Source organism: Pseudomonas sp. GW821-FHT07B01 (assembly GCF_059419065.1).
Genome location: NZ_JBWKRA010000019.1, coordinates 25459 through 45316, shown reverse-complemented (window position 1 = coordinate 45316; position 19858 = coordinate 25459). Strand labels below are relative to the sequence as shown.

Annotated in this window: 16 protein-coding genes; 11 read left to right on the top strand and 5 right to left on the bottom strand. The window is 61.5% G+C overall.

The annotated features are described in order from the left end of the window. Positions 1-10: 10 nt before the first annotated feature. Positions 11-676: a cysteine peptidase family C39 domain-containing protein gene (locus AC07S6_RS19925; RefSeq protein ID WP_495112865.1), complete on the bottom strand. Its 666-nt coding sequence runs from the start codon at positions 674-676 to the stop codon at positions 11-13. Between the two features lie 212 nt (positions 677-888). Between AC07S6_RS19925 and AC07S6_RS19920 the strand changes: the two genes are divergently transcribed. Further along, entirely contained in the window at positions 889-1050 is a 162-nt protein-coding gene (locus tag AC07S6_RS19920) for a hypothetical protein (protein WP_164919344.1), read from the top strand. On the opposite strand, the gene AC07S6_RS19915 is transcribed toward AC07S6_RS19920, so the two are convergent. Further along, the gene (locus tag AC07S6_RS19915) at positions 1047-1457 is read right to left on the bottom strand and encodes a PA0061/PA0062 family lipoprotein (RefSeq protein ID WP_034127951.1); all 411 of its coding nucleotides are present in this window, start codon (positions 1455-1457) and stop codon (positions 1047-1049) included. The genes AC07S6_RS19920 and AC07S6_RS19915 overlap by 4 nt on opposite strands. 206 nt (positions 1458-1663) lie before the next feature. Between AC07S6_RS19915 and AC07S6_RS19910 the strand changes: the two genes are divergently transcribed. The 3 genes from AC07S6_RS19910 to AC07S6_RS19900 are packed head-to-tail and all read left to right on the top strand — an operon-like array spanning position 1664 to position 7443. Continuing rightward, entirely contained in the window at positions 1664-4885 is a 3222-nt protein-coding gene (locus tag AC07S6_RS19910) for an efflux RND transporter permease subunit (RefSeq protein WP_495112864.1), read from the top strand. Next, on the top strand, positions 4875-6044 hold the full coding sequence (locus tag AC07S6_RS19905; protein WP_073454061.1) for an efflux RND transporter periplasmic adaptor subunit: 1170 nt from the start codon (positions 4875-4877) through the stop codon (positions 6042-6044). Before AC07S6_RS19910 ends, AC07S6_RS19905 begins: the two co-directional genes overlap by 11 nt. After that, positions 6028-7443 (top strand): efflux transporter outer membrane subunit, encoded by a 1416-nt coding sequence (locus AC07S6_RS19900; RefSeq protein WP_495112863.1) that lies wholly within the window; start codon positions 6028-6030, stop codon positions 7441-7443. Before AC07S6_RS19905 ends, AC07S6_RS19900 begins: the two co-directional genes overlap by 17 nt. Before the next feature lie 119 nt (positions 7444-7562). Here AC07S6_RS19900 and AC07S6_RS19895 read toward each other — a convergent pair whose 3' ends face one another. Together AC07S6_RS19895 and AC07S6_RS19890 are read right to left on the bottom strand one after the other, a co-directional pair. Beyond that, positions 7563-8846 (bottom strand): Zn-dependent hydrolase, encoded by a 1284-nt coding sequence (locus tag AC07S6_RS19895; protein WP_495112862.1) that lies wholly within the window; start codon positions 8844-8846, stop codon positions 7563-7565. Between the two features lie 147 nt (positions 8847-8993). Continuing rightward, positions 8994-10481: an NCS1 family nucleobase:cation symporter-1 gene (locus tag AC07S6_RS19890; protein WP_057974954.1), complete on the bottom strand. Its 1488-nt coding sequence runs from the start codon at positions 10479-10481 to the stop codon at positions 8994-8996. Between the two features lie 593 nt (positions 10482-11074). On the opposite strand from AC07S6_RS19890, the gene hydA reads away from it, so the two are divergent. The 3 genes from hydA (at position 11075) to preA (ending at position 15261) form a co-directional block, all read left to right on the top strand. Beyond that, positions 11075-12514, top strand: coding sequence for a dihydropyrimidinase (hydA, locus tag AC07S6_RS19885; RefSeq protein ID WP_495112861.1), 1440 nt, complete (start codon positions 11075-11077; stop codon positions 12512-12514). Between the two features lie 105 nt (positions 12515-12619). After that, positions 12620-13987: an NAD(P)-dependent oxidoreductase gene (locus AC07S6_RS19880; RefSeq protein ID WP_495112887.1), complete on the top strand. Its 1368-nt coding sequence runs from the start codon at positions 12620-12622 to the stop codon at positions 13985-13987. Further along, positions 13987-15261 carry an NAD-dependent dihydropyrimidine dehydrogenase subunit PreA gene (preA, locus tag AC07S6_RS19875; RefSeq protein ID WP_495112860.1) on the top strand — a complete coding sequence of 425 codons (1275 nt, stop codon included), beginning with the start codon at positions 13987-13989 and terminating at the stop codon, positions 15259-15261. The genes AC07S6_RS19880 and preA overlap by 1 nt, the downstream gene beginning before the upstream one ends. A 124-nt stretch (positions 15262-15385) precedes the next feature. On the opposite strand, the gene AC07S6_RS19870 is transcribed toward preA, so the two are convergent. Beyond that, a complete protein-coding gene (locus AC07S6_RS19870) occupies positions 15386-16006 on the bottom strand; it encodes a TetR/AcrR family transcriptional regulator (RefSeq protein WP_014719000.1) in 621 nt (206 codons plus the stop codon). Between the two features lie 116 nt (positions 16007-16122). Between AC07S6_RS19870 and copC the strand changes: the two genes are divergently transcribed. From copC to AC07S6_RS19850, 4 genes are all read left to right on the top strand, one after another. After that, on the top strand, positions 16123-16488 hold the full coding sequence (gene copC / locus AC07S6_RS19865; RefSeq protein WP_020301677.1) for a copper homeostasis periplasmic binding protein CopC: 366 nt from the start codon (positions 16123-16125) through the stop codon (positions 16486-16488). A 3-nt stretch (positions 16489-16491) separates the two neighbouring features. Continuing rightward, a complete protein-coding gene (gene copD, locus AC07S6_RS19860; protein WP_038450599.1) occupies positions 16492-17352 on the top strand; it encodes a copper homeostasis membrane protein CopD in 861 nt (286 codons plus the stop codon). A 183-nt stretch (positions 17353-17535) separates the two neighbouring features. Next, positions 17536-18798: an OprD family porin gene (locus tag AC07S6_RS19855; protein ID WP_495112859.1), complete on the top strand. Its 1263-nt coding sequence runs from the start codon at positions 17536-17538 to the stop codon at positions 18796-18798. A gap of 231 nt (positions 18799-19029) precedes the next feature. Continuing rightward, entirely contained in the window at positions 19030-19848 is an 819-nt protein-coding gene (locus AC07S6_RS19850) for an NAD-dependent epimerase/dehydratase family protein (protein ID WP_495112858.1), read from the top strand. Positions 19849-19858 lie beyond the last annotated feature (10 nt).

The following is a 19858-nucleotide window of genomic DNA, read 5'->3' as shown; positions in this document are numbered from 1 at the left end:
TATTTGAGCTTCACTTCTTCTCTGCCAACACCTTGAGCGCTTGGGCCGCCGCTTGCTCCTGCCCCGCCTGCGCCGTGGCATTGGCCGCATCGCGCCAGCGCTGCGCATCCACATTGGCCGGCAACTGGCTCGGGCGCTGGGTCAGAATGGCCCAATGGCCCGCGCTCGTCCACGCCGACTCGAAGTCGCTGAAGCTCATGATCAGCCGGCGCTCGTTGCCTGAGCGCAACAGCACCGTACTCTTCTGTTGGTTGAACCCCACCACCACGACATAGCGCGACCCGGACCAATAACTGGCGTTGATCCGCGCCATCACCGGGTAACCCGCCGCCACCTGCGCCAGCACGGCGGTCAGCTTGGCCTCCAGTGGATACACCATCAGCCCGTATTCACGTGCCAGCACTTGCATGTTGCGCTCAAGGTCCGCCTCGGCGCCGGGCAGGTGCAGCGGTTTATCAAGCAAACCCGGTGTCATGACAATGCCTTGTTGCGACAGCATGCTGGCAAGTGCCGCAGGACCGCTCTGATAAGCCTCGCTGCGAAAGGTCGGCACGCCAGTGAGTTCAACGCGCTCCGGCAAGCCTGGCAGTTTCGATGGTGTGCTGCTGGCACAGGCCGCCAGCCCAAGGGCAGCGGCGAGCAGCAAGGAGGTTTTAAGGTTCGACCGTAAGCGCAATTTTTTCACTCTCTTGATCAACTGCCGGTAAAGGCCTCCGATCATAGGGCGCCCCGCCCCGCCGGTATAGCCCACTGGCTCAGTAAAGCGGCGCTGATAGAGCAAAGAAGTTGGACCGACTCGACCATTGGTCAATAGCAGGCAACCGCCAGCTGACTAGACTGTCCATTGAGAAGACTGTGTGTGCCCCAAGTGGGCGAAAGGAGGCCCGAATGAGCCTTGCGACAACGATTTTCCTGTTGATCTGTGGTTGGCTGGCCGTCGCCGCCGCCATGCTGTGGGGAGTCATGCGCGTGACGCGCCGGCATCATCACCCCCACGTCAAACCTGCTGCACCCGCAGAACCGCACAAGGCGACGGCGCATCACGCCTAGCCAGGCATGCAATTGAAGTCCTGGGTCGCGGCAATTTCCTTGCCGTGGCCGTCCTCAAGAGACGCGCGCACCGTGGTGCCCAGGCTCGACTCCACCAGGGTGTAGTGCTCACCTGCCTTGAAATGCTTGTACTCGATGCGGCCCTGGCAGTCCTGCTGGTTGTCATCACCCGGCTCGTCTTCAAATAAAGTCACGTCCAGGCGATGGTCACCCGGGGTCACCTCAAAATAGCGCCCATCGTCCACCCGCTTGCCATCGACACGCTCGGCCATCAGGTCATTCGGCGCTTCTTCCTGCAAGCCGATCCAGGCTTCGCTGGGGTCCGCCTTGGGGATCGGGCCGGCGCAGGCCGACAGTAAACAGACAAAGCCAAGGACGGGAACTAACAACAGTGGTTTGAGTGACATGACAGGGCTCCAAAGGGCATGAATGAAAAGCTCGTATCCGATGGCTGACAAGCTTGATGAGCCGCCCTTCCTGGAACAAATGAATCCCTATGAAAGTATCTTCAGCCCTTGACTAAAACTTCCTTCACCTGGCTGAAAGGTGCGTGTTAGGTGGGTCGGTCAAGACTGCCGGGGTTTGCAATCCTGCTCTTCTCGGAGACTCACGCATGCTCGGGCTGGTAAAGACCGCACTGCACAAGCCGTACACCTTCATCGTGCTGGCTATATTCATCTGCATCATCGGGCCGATGGCGGCCCTGCGTACGCCCACGGATGTTTTTCCCGATATCGGCATTCCCGTGGTCGCCGTGGTGTGGCAGTACAACGGCCTGTCTCCGGACGCCATGGCCGGCCGGGTGATCTACACCTACGAACGCTCCCTGAGCACCACCGTCAACGACATCGAACATATCGAGTCGCAATCGTTGCCCGGCATGGGCATCGTCAAGATCTTCTTCCAGCCTGGCGTCGATATCCGTACCGCCAATGCCCAGGTCACGGCGGTGTCACAAACCGTGCTCAAGCAAATGCCACCGGGCATCACCCCGCCGCTGATCCTCAACTACAGCGCCTCCACGGTGCCGATCCTGCAAATGGCGTTCTCCAGCCCCAGCCTTTCGGAAGCCAAAATTCGCGACCTGGTGCAGAACAATATCCGCCTGCCCTTGAGCGCCCTGCCCGGCCTGGCCATGCCCACCCCAATGGGTGGCAAGCAACGACAGATCACCCTCGACCTCGACCCTCAAGCCCTGGCCGCCAAAGGCTTGTCGGCCCAGGACGTGGGCACCGCCCTGGCGCTGCAGAACCAGATCATCCCGGTGGGCACCGCCAAGCTCGGCCCCAACGAATACACGATCCTGCTCAACAACAGCCCCAAGGCGATTGATGAGCTCAACGACTTGCCGATCAAGACCGTCGACGGTGCGCTGATCACCATCGGCCAAGTGGCCCATGTGCGCGACGGTTCACCACCGCAAACCAATATCGTGCGGGTCGACGGCCATCGCGCCGTGCTGATGCCGGCGCTGAAAAACGGCAGCATCTCCACGCTGTCGATCATCGACGGTATCCGCCAGATGCTGCCGCGCATCAACGAAACCTTGCCACCGTCGCTGAAAACCTCGCTGCTGGGCGATGCCTCGGTGTTCGTCAAGCAGTCGGTGGGCAGCGTGGCCCAGGAAGGCATCATTGCCGCACTGCTCACCAGTGCGATGATCCTGCTGTTTCTCGGCAGTTGGCGCTCGACCTTGATCATCGCCGCGTCGATTCCCCTGGCAGTGCTCTCGGCCATCGCGCTGTTGGCCGTCAGTGGGCAAACCCTCAACGTGATGACATTGGGCGGGCTGGCGTTGGCGGTGGGCATCCTGGTGGACGACGCCACGGTGACCATCGAAAACATCAACTGGCACCTGGAGCAAGGCAAGGCGGTGAAGGCCGCGATTCTCGACGGCGCCGCGCAAATCGTCGGCCCGGCGTTCGTCTCGCTGTTGTGCATCTGCATCGTGTTCGTGCCGATGTTTTTGCTGCAAGGCATCGCCGGTTACCTGTTCCGGCCAATGGCGCTGGCGGTGATCTTTGCCATGGCCAGTTCGTTCATTCTCTCGCGTACCCTGGTGCCGACGCTGGCGATGTATTTGCTCAAACCACATAGGCCGGAGGCAGGCGCGGGGCATCATCCGGAAGATGCATTCATCAATCACCACGAGGGTGAACAACACCCGAAACCACGCAATGCGTTGCTGCAATCGGTGCTGAATTTTCAACAGGGATTCGAGCGGCACTTTTCCAATGTCCGCGACACCTACCATGGCCTGCTGACGCTGGCACTGGGCGCACGCAAGCGCTTCATTGTCGGGTTCCTGGCCTGCATACTCGCGTCGTTCCTATTGTTGCCGAGCCTGGGCCAGGACTTTTTCCCGGCCACCGATGCGGGTGCCTTGGCCCTGCATGTGCGCTTGCCACTGGGCACGCGCATCGAGGAAAGCGCCGCGGCATTCGACCGCATCGAAGCGCGGATCCGCGAGGTCATCCCCGCCGAAGAGCTGGACACCATCGTCGATAATATTGGCATTCCGCTCAGCGGCATCGACATGGCCTACAGCAGCAGCGGCACCATCGGCCCGCAGGATGGCGATATTCAAGTCAGCTTGAAAACGCACCACGCGCCCACCGCCGGCTATGTGAAAAAACTGCGCGAAGCCCTGCCGCAAAGTTTCCCCGGCAGCCACTTTGCGTTCCTGCCCGCCGACATCAGCAGCCAGATCCTCAACTTCGGCGCCCCCGCCCCGCTGGACGTCAAAATCTCCGGGCGCAATGACGCAGAAAACCGCGCTTATGCCGTCGAGCTTGAACGGCGCTTGCAGCATGTACCGGGGATTGCCGACCTGCGCATCCAGCAGTCCACCGGCTACCCCTCGCTGCAAGTAAACGTGGACCGCATGCGCGCTAACGGCCTGGGCATTACCGAGCGTGATGTTACCAACAGCATGGTCGCCTCCCTCGCCGGCAGCTCGCAAACCGCGCCGACCTTCTGGCTCAACCCGGCCAATGGCGTGTCTTATTCCATCGTCGCGGCCACCCCGCAATACCGTCTCGACAGCCTGCCGTCCCTTGAAGCGCTGCCGGTGACCGGTGCCAATGGCCAGGCGCAAATCCTCGGCGGCGTGGCGACTATTTCCCGGGTACAAAGCCCGGCCGTGGTGACCCACTACAACATCGAACCGACCCTGGACCTGTACGCCAACGTGCAAGGTCGCGACCTCGGCGGTGTGGCCCGCGATGTGCAAAAGGTGCTGGATGACACAGCGTCCATGCGCCCCAAAGGCGCGACCATCAGCCTGCACGGGCAGATCGATGCGCTGCATGAGGCGTTCAGTGGTTTGAGCTTCGGACTGCTCGGCGCGGTGGTGCTGATCTACTTGCTGATCGTGGTCAACTTCCAATCGTGGGCTGACCCCTTTGTGATCATCACGGCGTTGCCGGCAGCATTGGCGGGCATCGTGTGGATGCTGTTCCTCAGTGGCACCTCGTTGTCGGTGCCAGCACTCACCGGGGCCATCTTGTGCATGGGTGTGGCGACCGCCAACTCGATCCTGGTGGTGAGCTTCTGCCGTGAGCGCCTGGCCGAACACGGCGATGCGTTGAAAGCCGCGCTGGAAGCCGGCTACACACGCTTTCGCCCGGTGTGCATGACCGCCCTGGCAATGATCATTGGCATGTTGCCCCTGGCGATTTCCGAGGAGCAGAACGCCCCGCTCGGCCGGGCGGTCATCGGTGGCCTGGTCTTCGCCACCATCGCCACTTTGTTGTTTGTTCCCGTGGTCTTCAGCCTGGTCCACGGTCGTCATCCTACTCGCGCAACTGCTGGAGAAACGCCCCATGTCGCCTGATCAAAAACCCTCGCGCAAGCGCCTGATGCTCCTGGGTGTCGGTGGCCTGACGTTGGCTGCCTTGCTGGTCGCCAGCGGCCTGCACGCGCGTACGCTGCACGAGCAATCGGTCACTGCCTGGACCGAAGCCGCCGCCGTCCCCCAGGTGATGGTGTTCCAACCCAAGCCAAACGCCGGCGGTGACACCCTGCGCCTGCCCGCCCACCTGGAGGCGTGGAGCAAGGCGGCTATCCATGCGCGGGTGAGCGGCTACTTGAAGGACTGGAAAGTCGACATCGGGACCCAGGTCAAGACCGGGCAAATCCTCGCCGAAATCGACAGCCCCGACCTCGACCAACAACTGGCCCAGGCCCATGCGCGCCTGATCCAGCAACAAGCCAATGCACGCCTGGCAGCCACCACGGCGACACGCTGGCAAAACCTGCTGGCCAGCCATTCGGTATCGCGCCAGGACGCCGATGAGAAAACCTCCAACGCCGCAGCCGCCAAGGCCAACACCGAAGCCGCTGCAGCAGACTATGCGCGACTGTGCGCCCTGGAAAGCTACAAGACCCTGCGCGCGCCGTTCGCCGGCACCATCACCGCCCGCAACACGGACATCGGCCAGTTGATCAAAGCCGATAACGCCAGCGATCCGGAACTGTTCAACATTGCCGACACCCACCAATTGCGCTTGTACGTGCCGGTGCCGCAGAACTATGCAGCGGTCATTCATGCGGGCCTTGAGGCCGAACTGACCGTCCCCGAGCACCCCGGCGAGCATTTCAAGGCACGCCTGATCGGTGACTCCACCGCCATCGACCGCCGCTCCGGCACCCTGCTGGCCCAGTTCGTCGCCGACAACCCCAACGGCGAACTGCTGCCGGGCGACTACGCCGAAGTCACCCTACCGATTCCGGCTGACACCCATGGCGTAAGCATCCCGGCCAGCGCCTTGATCTTCCGCGCCCAGGGCACCCAGGTTGCGGTGCTGGACGGGCGCAATCATGTGCACCTGCAAGACATTCATATTGGCCTGGACCTCGGCGAGCGCCTGGTGATCGACCAAGGCCTGAAGCCTGCTGACCGCATCATCGACAACCCGCCCGACGCCCTGCGCGAAGGCGACCCAGTGCAACTGGCCGCCGCCTCGGGAGGTGCGCATGCGCCCAAGGCTTAAGCCGCTGGCGGCACTGATGGTGCTGGCGTTGCAGGGTTGCTCGATGGCGCCCACCTATACGGTGCCGTCGATTGACCTGCCCGCCCACTACCGCGAACAAACCAGCGATGGCCCCTGGCACAGCGCGCAACCGTCGGATCAACTGGCGCCCCCGTGGTGGCAGCTTTACAACGATTCGCGCCTGAACGCGCTGCAACAGCAACTGCTCAAGGCCAACCCGGACCTGGCCGCGGCGCTGGCGCACTTCGATGCGTCCCAGGCCTATGCCAGTCAACTGCACGCGGGCCTTTTCCCGCAAATCACCGCCAGCGCGCAACCGCTGCGCCAACGTCAATCGGATTCACGACCGCTACGCGGCACTACACAGCCGTCGGTGTACAACAGCAATACCGCTGGGTTCTCCCTGGGATACGACCTCGACCTGTGGGGCAGAATCCGCAACCAGGTCGCCGCGGGCGATGCCCAGGCACAAGCGTCCTTTGATGATTTGGCGGTGGTGCGCTTGAGCCTGCAACAGCAGTTGGCGAGCCTTTATGTGCAGCTCAATGGGCTGGATGCACAGGGCCGAATCCTCAACACGTCGTTGCAGGACTTCAGCCAAGCGATGCAACTGACCCGCAGCCGTTATGAAGGCCAGATTGCGTCGGAACTGGACCTGACCCGCGCGCAAAACCAACTGGCCGAAGCCAAGGCGCAGCTGGACGAAGTGCGTGGCCAGCGCAACCTCGCCGAGCATGCCATCGGCGAATTGGTGGGCGTGACGGCCAGTGAGTTTTCACTGCCGCCCAGCTCGCAGTTAATGGCGTTGCCAGGCATTCCGGCGCAGTTGCCCAGCCACCTGCTGCAGCGTCGTCCGGACATTGCCGCAGCTGAACGTCGCGTGTTTGCGGCCAACGCAACGATCGGCGTGGCCAAGGCGGCGTGGTTTCCGGATTTCAGTTTGACCGGTGTGCTGGGCGGGCAGACCCAAGGCGTTGGCAACCTGCTGTCCGCCGGCAACCGGTATTGGGCACTGGGGCCGCTGATGAACCTGCCGATCTTCGATGGCGGACGCTTGAGCGCCAACGAGCGCCAGGCCAAGGCCGAATTCGAGGAAGCCTCGGCACAGTACCGTAGCCACGTATTGAAAGCCGTGCGCGAGGTGGAAGATAACCTCGCGCAACTGCGGGATTTGCAGCAGCAAGCCAAGGACGAGCAAGCGGCCGCAGAGGCGGCGCAACATACCCAGGCCTTGGCGATGAACAGCTATCAGGCTGGGGCGGTGAGTTACCTGGACGTGGTCACCGCCCAGACCGCCGCGTTGCAGGCACAGAGAACGTTGCAGGCGGTGCAGACCCGGCAGTTGCAGGCGAGCGTAGGGCTGTTGACCGCACTGGGCGGCGGCTGGCAGCCGGGTTAATACCCACTGATCGTTCCCACGCTCTGCGTGGGAACGCCGCTCAGGACGCTCTGCGTCTGCCTCTAAAATCGTGACGCAGAGCGTCACAGGGTGCATTCCCACGCGGAGCGTGCGAACGATCAGGCCGCGAGCTGGCCGCTGGCGATGGCTGCTGAAGCGGCCACCATCGCCCGCAACAACACCGCACACCCCGCCGCCAGGTCATCCGGCGCGGCATTTTCGATTTCGTTATGGCTGATGCCGCCTTCACACGGTACAAAGATCATCCCCGCCGGGCCAAGCTCAGCGACGAAGATCGCGTCGTGCCCTGCCCCGCTGACGATGTCCAGGTTCGACAAGCCCAAGCCATTGGCGGCATTGCGCACCGCCTCCACGCAGCTTTTGTCGAAGTACAGCGGCGGGAAGTCCGCCGTAGGCTGCATGTCGAAACTCAAGCCATGTTGGGCGCAGGTGTCTTCGATCACCTGACGCACCTGGGCAATCATCGAATCCAGCCGCGCCGGTTCAAGATGACGAAAATCCAGGGTCATGCGCACTTCACCGGGAATCACATTGCGCGATCCCGGATACGCTTGCAGGCACCCCACCGTGCCGCATGCATGGGGCTGATGCGCCAACGCCGCCGCGTTCACGGCGGCCACCACCGCTGCCGCGCCGACCAGGGCGTCCTTGCGCAAGTGCATGGGTGTAGGGCCGGCATGGGCTTCAACACCACGCAGCTTCAGGTCGAACCACTTTTGCCCGAGGGCGCCGAGCACCACGCCGATGGTTTTGTGTTCATCCTCCAGAATCGGCCCTTGTTCGATATGGGCCTCGAAATACGCGCCGACCTTATGCCCGCTGACCGGCCGCGTTCCCGCATAGCCAATCGCGTTCAACGCCTCTCCTACGCTGACGCCGTCGGTATCGACCTTGGCCAGGGTATCGGCCAGGCTGAACTTCTCGGCAAACACCCCAGAGCCCATCATGCACGGCGGGAAGCGCGAGCCTTCTTCGTTGGTCCACACCACCACTTCCAGCGGCGCCTCGGTTTCCACCTTGAGGTCGTTGAGGGTGCGCAGCACTTCCACACCGGCCAGCACGCCGAAGCAACCGTCGAACTTACCGCCGGTGGGCTGGGTGTCGATATGGCTGCCGGTCATCACCGGTGGCAGGTCGGGGTTGCGACCGGGACGACGCGCGAAGATATTGCCGATGCCGTCGATGGTCACGGTGCAACCCGCCGCTTCACACCACTGCACGAAGAGGTCGCGAGCCTTGCGGTCGAGGTCGGTGAGGGCCAGGCGACACACACCGCCCTTGGGCGTGGCGCCGAGTTTGGCCAGGTCCATCAGCGACTGCCACAGACGGTCGCGGTTGATGTGCTGATGGGGCGATTGCAGAACGTCGAGGGCAGCGTTCATGGGGGGTCTCCTCAAGCTACAGGTTCTTATGAATTGACGCGGTCAACTGTGGTAGCTGGCTTGCCTGCGATGGCGGTGTGTCAGGCGACACGGCTTTAACTGATAGTCCGCTATCGCAGGCAAGCCAGCTCCCACCTCGACCGTGGTTTACAACGGCGCCTTGGCGGTGATCGGGCTCGCCCCGCGCTTGGCGTTCAAGCCGTAATACAACACCCCGCCCAACGCCGAGCCGGTGAACCAGCCGTAGCTGTAGAACCAGCTGAACGCATCGCTGCCCAGCGACAGCAGCGTCAGCACCACCGGTACGCCAAAGGCGACAAAGCCGCTCCAGTTCCAGGCCGGGTACACGTCATCGCGGTACAGGCCGGCCAGGTCCAACTGCTGTCTGCGGGTGATGAAATAGTCCACCACCATGATCCCGGCAATCGGCCCCAGTAGGCTCGAATAACCCAGCAGCCAATTGGAATACACGGTTTCAAGACTCACGTCCGAGACGATCAGCCCGAGTTTTTTCAGCAGTTCATGGGCCATCAGCGCCAGCCCTACCAGGCCGGTGAGGATCACCGCCGTGGTGCGGTTGATCAGCTTGGGCGCGATGTTCTGGAAGTCGTTGGTGGGCGAGACGATGTTCGCCGCGGTATTGGTGGACAAGGTTGCGACGATGATCAGCGCCATGGCGATGGCCACCCACACCGGGCTCTGAATATGCCCGATCAGACTCACCGGGTCGGAGACGCTGACCCCCACCAGTTTCACCGAGGCGGCGGTCATCACCACGCCGAGGGCAGCGAACAGGAACATGGTCAGCGGCAAGCCGAAAATCTGCCCCAGAATCTGGTCTTTCTGGCTCTTGGCGTAGCGGCTGAAATCTGGAATGTTCAATGACAACGTGGCCCAGAAACCCACCATCGCCGTGAGCCCCGCCATGAAGTAACCGGTGAGACTGGCGCCTTCGGGGCGCTTGGGTGGGATCGCCATCAACTCGCTGAGGGACACGTTGGGCATCGCCCATACCAGCAGCCCAACCCCCACCGCCACCAATAACGGCGCCGACAAGGTTTCCAGGCGCTTGATCGACTCGGCGCCACGCAGCACCACCCACAGGTTCAAGCACCAGAACAGCATGAAACCGATCACCTCACCGGTACCGCCGAGGGCTTTCCAGCCGTCGAAAATCGAGCCCAGGAACAGGTGGATCGCCAGCCCGCCGAACATCGTCTGGATACCAAACCAGCCGCAGGCCACCAGCGCGCGGATCAGGCACGGTACGTTGGAGCCGAGGATGCCAAAGGACGAACGCAACAGCACCGGAAACGGAATGCCGTACTTGGTGCCGGGAAACGCGTTGAGGGTCAGCGGGATCAACACCACGATATTGGCCAGCAGGATCGCCATCAGCGCCTCCCCCACCGACAGCCCGAAATACGCCGTGAGCACCCCGCCCAGTGTGTAGGTGGGCACGCAGATCGACATGCCGACCCACAGCGCCGTGATGTGCCATTTGTTCCAGGTGCGCTCGTGTACTTTGGTAGGTGCCATATCGTGGTTGTAGCGAGGGCTGTCGAGGACGTCGGGGCCGGCGTCGAGTTCGTACAGGCCGTTGCGCTCGATGACTTGCGATCTGTTCTGTTGCATGGCCGCTCCACGGTTTTTTTAAAATTATTGTTGCTCACCTGCACGCCAGGTTCAGGTGGCCGGAGTACCGCATCAACAACATGACATCCAGGGTTCCGGCCAACTGCCCGTGCACTCAATAACCGTGCCGACAACCGCCTCTGAACCCGCACCGCTTGTATAACTTGCTGATGTTTATCAGCTTTCAAATTGAACCTGCGGTACTTGCCGCATGCGTCAGGCTAAACAATACGCAAGTTGCCAGAACCTTCAGGTCTCAATCTGGTGCATCACAATTATTTTTATTTCTCGACGGCGTCAAGCGGCATATCTCAAGCGCCTGATTTGCAATAAGAAATATTGATCAGATCAAGAACCTGTCAAGTGCGTCAAAACAGGGTGGGCATGCTTCATTTTGGTGAAAAAAGGATTTTTCTTATAAATATCAACAAGATAAAACACACATAAGTTTGCGAAAAATCTGCTTGCTCATTCTAAAAACTCGGGCTAGCTTCTATTCCTGTCACCGATGACAGGAATTAACCTACCCTCGGTACGCAGTATTACAACACTTAGAACTGGCACAAGCCGGTCAAGCCTGTGAGGAACTCGACATGTCGCTGTTGATCCGTGGCGCCACCGTTATTACCCATGATGAAAGTTACCGCGCCGATGTGTTATGTGCAGAGGGTCTAATTCGCGCCATTGGCATGAATCTGGATATTCCCGCAGGCACTGAAATACTCGATGGTAGCGGCCAATACTTGATGCCGGGCGGCATCGACCCCCATACCCATATGCAACTGCCCTTCATGGGCACGGTGGCCAGTGAAGACTTTTTCAGTGGTACGGCGGCAGGCTTGGCCGGTGGTACCACGTCAATCATCGACTTCGTGATTCCCAACCCGCAGCAATCGCTGATGGAAGCTTTCCACCAGTGGCGCGGTTGGGCCGAAAAGTCCGCCGCCGACTACGGGTTTCACGTAGCAATCACTTGGTGGAGTGAGCAGGTACGTGAGGAAATGGCCGAGCTGGTCAGCCATCATGGCATCAACAGCTTCAAGCATTTCATGGCCTACAAGAACGCGATCATGGCGGCCGATGACACCTTGGTCGCCAGTTTCGAACGCTGCCTGGAACTCGGCGCAGTGCCCACCGTGCATGCCGAAAATGGCGAGCTGGTGTATCACCTGCAACGCAAACTGATGGCCCAGGGCATCACCGGGCCGGAAGCCCATCCGCTGTCGCGCCCGTCCCAGGTGGAAGGCGAAGCGGCCAGCCGTGCCATCCGGATTGCCGAGACCATCGGCACGCCGCTGTACCTGGTGCATGTGTCGACGAAGGAAGCCCTGGATGAAATCACCTATGCCCGAGGCAAAGGCCAGACGGTGTACGGTGAAGTGCTCGCCGGCCACCTGTTGCTCGATGACAGTGTGTACCAGCACCCCGACTGGCAGACCGCCGCCGGCTATGTAATGAGCCCGCCATTCCGCCCACGCGGGCATCAAGAGGCGCTGTGGCACGGCCTGCAAGCGGGCAACCTGCACACCACCGCCACCGACCACTGCTGTTTCTGCGCCGAGCAAAAAGCCGCCGGGCGTGACGACTTCAGCAAGATCCCCAACGGTACCGCCGGCATTGAAGACCGCATGGCGCTGCTGTGGCACGAAGGCGTCAATACCGGGCGTTTGTCGATGCAGGAATTTGTCGCGCTGACCTCCACCAACACCGCAAAGATCTTCAACCTCTACCCACGCAAAGGCGCGATACGCGTAGGCGCCGATGCCGACTTGGTGCTATGGGACCCCGAGGGCACGCGGACCATTTCCGCCAAGACCCACCATCAGCAGGTGGACTTCAACATCTTCGAAGGCAAGACCGTGCGCGGCGTGCCCAGCCACACCATCAGCCAGGGCAAGCTGGTGTGGGCCGATGGTGACCTGCGCGCCGAGCGAGGGGCCGGACGATATGTGGAGCGGCCGGCGTATCCGTCGGTGTTCGAACAGTTGAGCAAGCGGGCAGCGCTTTGCAAGCCAGTGGCCGTGAACCGCTGAGTCCAGAAAAAGCGGACGCGGAGCGTCCAGTGAGGCATTCCCACGCAGAGCGTGGGAACGATCGCCCATCAGAGGCAGCACCTCAATAACCGTGAGGCCAACACCGTGATCCAGACCCTGACCCACCTCCCCCACCCCCGCGAAGACGGGGCTACCCTCGCCAGCCAGTTCACCGACCTGGCACCGCCCCTCAACGCCCGCCAGGCCCAACTGGAAGCCTCGCGCTGCCTGTACTGCTACGACGCGCCTTGTGTGAATGCGTGCCCCAGCGAGATCGATATCCCCTCGTTCATCCGCAATATCCACACCGAAAACGTGCAGGGGGCCGCGCAAAAAATCCTCTCGGCCAACATTCTCGGTGGCAGTTGCGCACGGGTGTGCCCGACGGAAATCCTTTGCCAGCAAGCGTGCGTACGCAATAACGCCGGAGAATGCGCCCCCGTGCTGATCGGCCTGCTGCAACGCTACGCCATCGACAACGCGCACTTCAGCGAACACCCGTTCCAACGCGCCGCGTCCACCGGCAAGCGTATCGCCGTGGTCGGCGCCGGGCCTGCCGGTTTGGCCTGCGCTCACCGCGCCGCCTTGCACGGTCATGACGTGGTGATATTCGAGGCGCGGGAAAAAGCCGGCGGCCTGAATGAATACGGAATCGCCAAATACAAACTGGTGGACGACTTCGCCCAGAAGGAACTGGATTTCCTCCTGCAGATTGGCGGCATCGAGGTTCGCCACGGCCAGCGCCTGGGTGACAACCTGACTTTGAGCGAACTGCACCATCAGTTCGATTCGGTGTTCCTCGGCCTGGGGCTCGCTGCCAGCAAACAGCTGGGCCTGCCCTTTGAGGACGCCCCCGGCCTGCTCGCCGCCACCGACTATATCCGCGAACTGCGCCAGGCCGACGACCTCACCCGACTGCCCTTGGCCGACCGCTGCATCGTGCTCGGCGCCGGCAACACCGCCATTGATATGGCCGTGCAGATGGCCCGCCTCGGTGCCCGCGATGTCAACCTGGTATACCGCCGTGGCCTGGCCGACATGGGCGCAACCCACCACGAACAGGACATCGCCAAGGCCAATCAAGTACGGCTGTTGACCTGGGCCCAACCCGACGAGGTCCTGCTCGATGACCAAGGCCGCGTACGCGGCATGCGCTTTGCCCGCACCCGCCTGGAAAACGGTCGCCTGCTGCCTACCGGGGAAACCTTCGAACTGGCCGCCGACGCGATCTTCAAGGCGATCGGGCAAGGCTTCGACAACGACGCCCTGCACGATCCGCTGGCCCAGCAACTGCATCGCGTCGGCGAGCGCATCTTCGTCGATGAGCAACTGCGCACCAGCATCCCAGGGGTGTATGCCGGCGGTGATTGCGTCAGCCTCGGCCAGGACCTAACCGTTCAGGCGGTACAACATGGCAAGCGGGCCGCTGAAGCCATGCATGCCCAACTCATGCTGACTGTGGAGGCTGCGTAATGGCCGATCTCTCGATTGTATTCGCCGGTATCAAAGCGCCCAATCCGTTCTGGCTGGCCTCCGCGCCGCCCACCGACAAAGCCTACAACGTGGTGCGCGCCTTCGAGGCCGGCTGGGGTGGCGTCGTGTGGAAAACCCTGGGGGAAGACCCGGCGGCGGTGAACGTGTCGTCGCGTTACTCCGCGCACTATGGCGCCAACCGCGAAGTGCTCGGCATCAACAATATCGAACTGATCACCGACCGTTCCCTGGAGATCAACCTGCGGGAAATCACCCAGGTGAAAAAGGACTGGCCGGACCGCGCACTGATCGTCTCGCTGATGGTGCCTTGTGTCGAAGCGTCCTGGAAAAACATCCTGCCCTTGGTAGAGGCGACCGGCTGCGACGGCATCGAGCTGAACTTCGGCTGCCCTCACGGCATGCCCGAACGGGGCATGGGCGCCGCCGTCGGCCAGGTGCCGGAGTACGTGGAGCAAGTGACGCGCTGGTGCAAGACCTATTGCTCGCTGCCGGTGATCGTCAAACTCACGCCGAACATCACCGATATCCGCGTGGCGGCGCGAGCGGCCTATCGCGGTGGCGCCGATGCGGTGTCGCTGATCAACACCATCAACTCCATCACCAGCGTGGACCTGGAACGCATGGTCGCGCTGCCGGTGGTCGGCACCCAGAGTACCCATGGCGGTTACTGCGGCTCGGCGGTCAAGCCGATTGCGTTGAACATGGTCGCCGAAATCGCCCGTGACCCACAGACCAACGGCCTGCCGATCTGCGGCATCGGCGGCATCGGTACCTGGCGCGACGCCGCGGAATTCGTCGCCCTGGGCTGCGGCGCGGTGCAGGTGTGCACGGCGGCGATGCTGCATGGGTTTCGCATCGTTGAAGAGATGAAGGACGGCTTGTCGCGCTGGATGGACAGCCAGGGCCATGCCAACCTGCAGGCGTTTTCCGGGCGGGCGGTGGGCAATACCACCGACTGGAAGTACCTGGACATCAACTACCAGGTCATCGCCAAGATTGATCAAGAGGCGTGCATTGGCTGTGGGCGTTGCCATATTGCCTGCGAGGACACCTCGCACCAGGCCATCGCCAGCTTGAAGCAGGCCGATGGCACGCATCGGTATGAGGTGATCGACGATGAGTGCGTGGGCTGCAACCTGTGCCAGATCACTTGCCCGGTGGCCGACTGCATCGAGATGGTGCCGATCGATACCGGCAAGCCGTTTTTGAACTGGACGCAGGACCCGCGCAATCCTTACCGGGAAGCGGTGTAATCCTTGCCCCTCGTTCCCACGCTCCGCGTGGGAACGCATCCTGTGACGCTCCGAGTCACCCTGGCAAGAGCGGACGCAGAGCGTCGAGGGTGGCATTCCCACGCGGAGCGTGGGAACGATCAGCTCAGGGTTCCAACCCAATCCCGCGCAAAATCACACCGGTCACGGTCTGAATGGCCTTCTCGAACTGCCTGTCCGACAACGGCTGGTGATCATTCAGAATCTTCACCTGATGGTCGAAGTCGGCATAGTGCTGGGTCGAGGCCCAGATCATGTACAGCAGGCTCGAGGGCTCCACCGGCAGGATGCGTTTGTCTTGCACCCATTGGCGAATCTTCGCTTCCTTCATCTTGGCCCAGTCGTACAGGCTTTCATCCAGGGCCTCGCCGAGTGTGGGCGCGCCGTGGATGATTTCATTGGCCCAGACCTTGGAGCCATACGGGCGCGTGCGCGAGCGCTGCATCTTGGCGCGGATGTAGCTGCTGAGCACTACCCGAGGGTCGTCGAAGGTTTCAAAGCTCAGGGCGTCCTGCTTCCACAATTCCAGCAGGTCGAACAGCACCGCGCTGTACAGCTCGCTCTTGGTGGTGAAGTAGTAATGCAGGTTGGAGCGCGGCAGTTGCGCTTCTTCGGCGATGTCGGCCATGGCGGTGCTGCCATAGCCTTTGTTGGCGAAGACCTTCTCCGCCGCCAGCAGGATTTTCTCGACGTTGACCCGACGAATTCCGATCTTGTGATTGCCCATAAGGGCTCCCTGACAACAACACGGCCTAAAGACTACCACCGGCTCTAGATCGGGGCGACAGGCCAAGCCGAAACTTCGTACACTGCCGGCTCCTATCCTCTGATCGGTATTGAACAATGTTGCTCAAGAAGTCCATGACCGCTGCTGTCCTGTTCACTGCCCTGCTGGGCGCCTCCACGGCGTTTGCCCACGCCCACCTCAAGAGCGCGGAGCCTGCGGCTGACAGCAAAGTCGCCGCACCCAAAGACCTGCGCCTGACCTTCAGCGAAGGCGTCGAAGCCACCTTTACCAAGGTCTCCCTGAGCAAGGACGGCACCGAAATTGCCATCAAGGGCCTGGAAACCCCGGACGCCGACAAGAAAACCCTGGTGGTCACGCCTGCCGCTCCGCTGGCAAGCGGCACGTATAAGGTCGAATGGCATGCGGTGTCCGTCGACACTCACAAAAGCGAAGGCACTTACAGCTTCAAGGTCGGCCAATAACCCATGGCAACCCTGCTGGTGCTGTGCCGCTTCCTGCACTTTTGCGTCGTGTTGCTGATGTTCGGGGCCTGGGTGTTCAGGCCCTGGCTGCTCGGCGCTCACGTCGTGCAGCCGACACTGGACCGGCAATTGCTGCGCATCACCCGTGGCCTGGCCGGCCTGGGGCTGCTCACCGGGGTTGCGTGGCTGCTGTTGATCACCGCCAGCATGGCTGGCAGTTGGGACTCGGCGCTGCAACCGGCCACCGTGCAGTTGGTGCTGGGCAAGACCTTTTTTGGCCAGGTATGGACCTGGCATCTGCTGCTTAACCTGCTGCTGGTGATCGTGCTGATCAAGCCCTGGCCGGCCTTGCGCTTGCCGCTGCTCGCCCTGCTGCTGGCGACCCTGGCCCCCGTAGGCCACGGCGCCATGCTCGACGGGCTGAGTGGGCGGTTGCTGATCCTTAACCAGGTGGTGCACCTGCTGTGCGTGGGGGCCTGGCTCGGGGGGTTGCTGGTGTTGGTGCTGATCCTCAGGCATGCGCAAGACCATCGCCTAAAGCCGATTTTGCGCCGCTTCAGTGGTGTGGGATATGGCCTGGTCGCCGGCCTGTTGGTGACTGGCTTGATCAACGTGCGGGTGCTCACTGGGCAACTGTGGCCCACGCCGCTGTTCCAAGGGTTTGCCTTGATTTTGCTGATCAAGGTGGGGCTGGTGCTGGGCATGCTCGGGTTGGCGCTGTTGAATCGGTTGCGTATCAAACGCTGCGAGCAACGCCTGGGCAGTTTGAAAGCCAGCGTGATGATGGAGTGGCTGTTGGGCATTGCAGCGGTGGCTGCGGTTTCCCTGCTTGGCACCCTGCCGCCGATGGTCATGGCGGGCTGAAGAGTCTTGTGCAATACAAGCCAGCTCCCACACTGACCGTGCCCCCATCAGTTGAATCGTTTCACCCAAGTCATCGTATAACTTCTGCTTGACACGCCCTAAAAACCTCGCAAATATCGCACTCAATGTTGTACGACAACGTATGACAAATAATAAAAACAACAAAGCAAAGGGAGCCTCACTGTGAGTCAATCCGCCCGTCATTCCTGCACGCGCCTGAGCCTTCTCGGCCTCGGCAGCCTGGCCATCACCCTGCCGCTGGGTGCCAACGCCGAAGGCTTTATCGACGACGCCAAGGCCACGCTCAACCTGCGTAATGCCTACTTCAATCGCAACTTCACCAACCCGACCAACCCCCAGGGCAAGGCCGAAGAGTGGACGCAGAATTTTATCCTTGATGCCAAGTCCGGCTTTACCCAGGGCACGGTCGGTTTCGGGATTGACGTGCTGGGCCTGTATTCGCAAAAGCTTGATGGCGGCAAAGGCACCGCCGGCACCCAACTGTTGCCGGTGCATGACGATGGCCGCCCCGCCGACAATTTCGGGCGTCTGGGTGTCGCGCTGAAAACCAGGCTGTCGAAGACCGAGTTGAAGGTTGGCGAATGGATGCCGGTGCTGCCGATCCTGCGTTCCGATGATGGCCGCTCCCTGCCCCAGACCTTTCGTGGCGGCCAAATCACCTCCAATGAAATCGCCGGCCTGACGCTCTACGGTGGCCAGTTTCGCGGCAACAGCCCGCGCAACGACGCGAGCATGGAAGACATGTTCATGAACGGCAAAGCCGCGTTCACTTCGGACCGTTTCAACTTCGGCGGCGGCGAATACACCTTCAACGACAAACGTACCCAGGTCGGCCTGTGGTACGCCGAACTGACTGATATCTACCAACAGCAGTACCTCAACCTCACCCACAGCCAGCCGCTGGGCGACTGGACTCTGGGCGCCAACCTCGGGTTCTTCAACGGCAAGGAAGACGGCAGCGCCCTGGCCGGCGACCTCGATAACAAGACCCTGTTCGCTCTGCTCTCGGCCAAATACAACGGCCACACCTTCTACGTTGGCCTGCAAAAACTCAGCGGCGACAGCGCCTGGATGCGCATCAACGGCACCAGCGGCGGCACTCTGGCCAACGACAGCTACAACGCCAGCTACGACAACGCCAAGGAAAAGTCCTGGCAGGTGCGCCACGACTTCAACTTTGTGGTGCTCGGCGTTCCGGGGCTGACCCTGATGAACCGCTATATCAGCGGCAGCAATGTACACACCGGGGCAATCACCGACGGCAAGGAGTGGGGGCGTGAGTCGGAGTTGGCCTACACGGTGCAGAGCGGTGCGCTGAAGAACCTCAATGTGAAGTGGCGCAACTCGACCATGCGCCGGGATTTCAGCAATAACGAGTTCGACGAGAACCGGATTTTTATCAGCTATCCGATTTCGTTGTTGTAGCTCCAAAGGCAAATCCGATCTCAAAGGTGCCACCTATCCATGTGGGAGCTGGCTTGCCTGCGATAGCGGCGGGCCAGTTACCACATTCTTTTCTGACTCACCGCTATCGCAGGCAAGCCAGCTCCCACCTTTGATCTCATGCGCCTGGAAGGAAGTTGACAACACCAGGAATCCCTAACACTATTTCCCCCATAGTCATACGACAACCTACAACAAAAATCTGGAAGGCCCATGACCACCACCACCCCCGCTCCCTTCAACCGCCTGCTGCTCACCGGCGCCGCCGGTGGCCTGGGCAAAGTCCTGCGTGAACGCATGCGTCCTTATGCCCAAGTGCTGCGCCTTTCGGATATCGCTGAAATGGCCCCCGCCACCGATGCTCGCGAAGAGGTACAAACCTGCGACCTTTCCGACAAACACGCCGTGCATCAGCTGGTAAAGGGCGTCGACGCCATCCTGCACTTTGGCGGCGTGTCGGTGGAACGCTCGTTCGAAGAAGTACTGGGCGCGAATATCAGTGGCGTGTTCCATATCTACGAAGCCGCCCGCCGCCACGGGGTCAAGCGGGTGATCTTCGCCAGTTCCAATCACGTGATCGGTTTCTACAAACAGGGCGAGCAACTTGACGCCCATTCCCCGCGCCGCCCGGACAGTTACTACGGCCTGTCCAAGTCCTACGGCGAAGACATGGCCAGTTTCTATTTCGACCGCTACGGCATCGAGACCGTGAGCATCCGTATCGGCTCCTCGTTCCCGCAACCGCAGAACCGAAGGATGATGCACACCTGGCTGAGTTTCGACGACCTGACCCAACTGCTCGAACGCGCGCTGTACACGCCCAACGTCGGCCATACCGTGGTGTACGGCATGTCGGCCAACCTCGATACCTGGTGGGACAACCGCTACGCCGCGCACCTGGGCTTTGCCCCCAAGGACAGCTCCGAAGTGTTCCGCGCCCAGATCGAAACCCAACCGCTCGTGGCCGCCGATGACCCGGCCAAGGTCTACCAGGGCGGTGCGTTCTGCGCGGCGGGGCCGTTCGGTGACTGAGTGCCCAGCA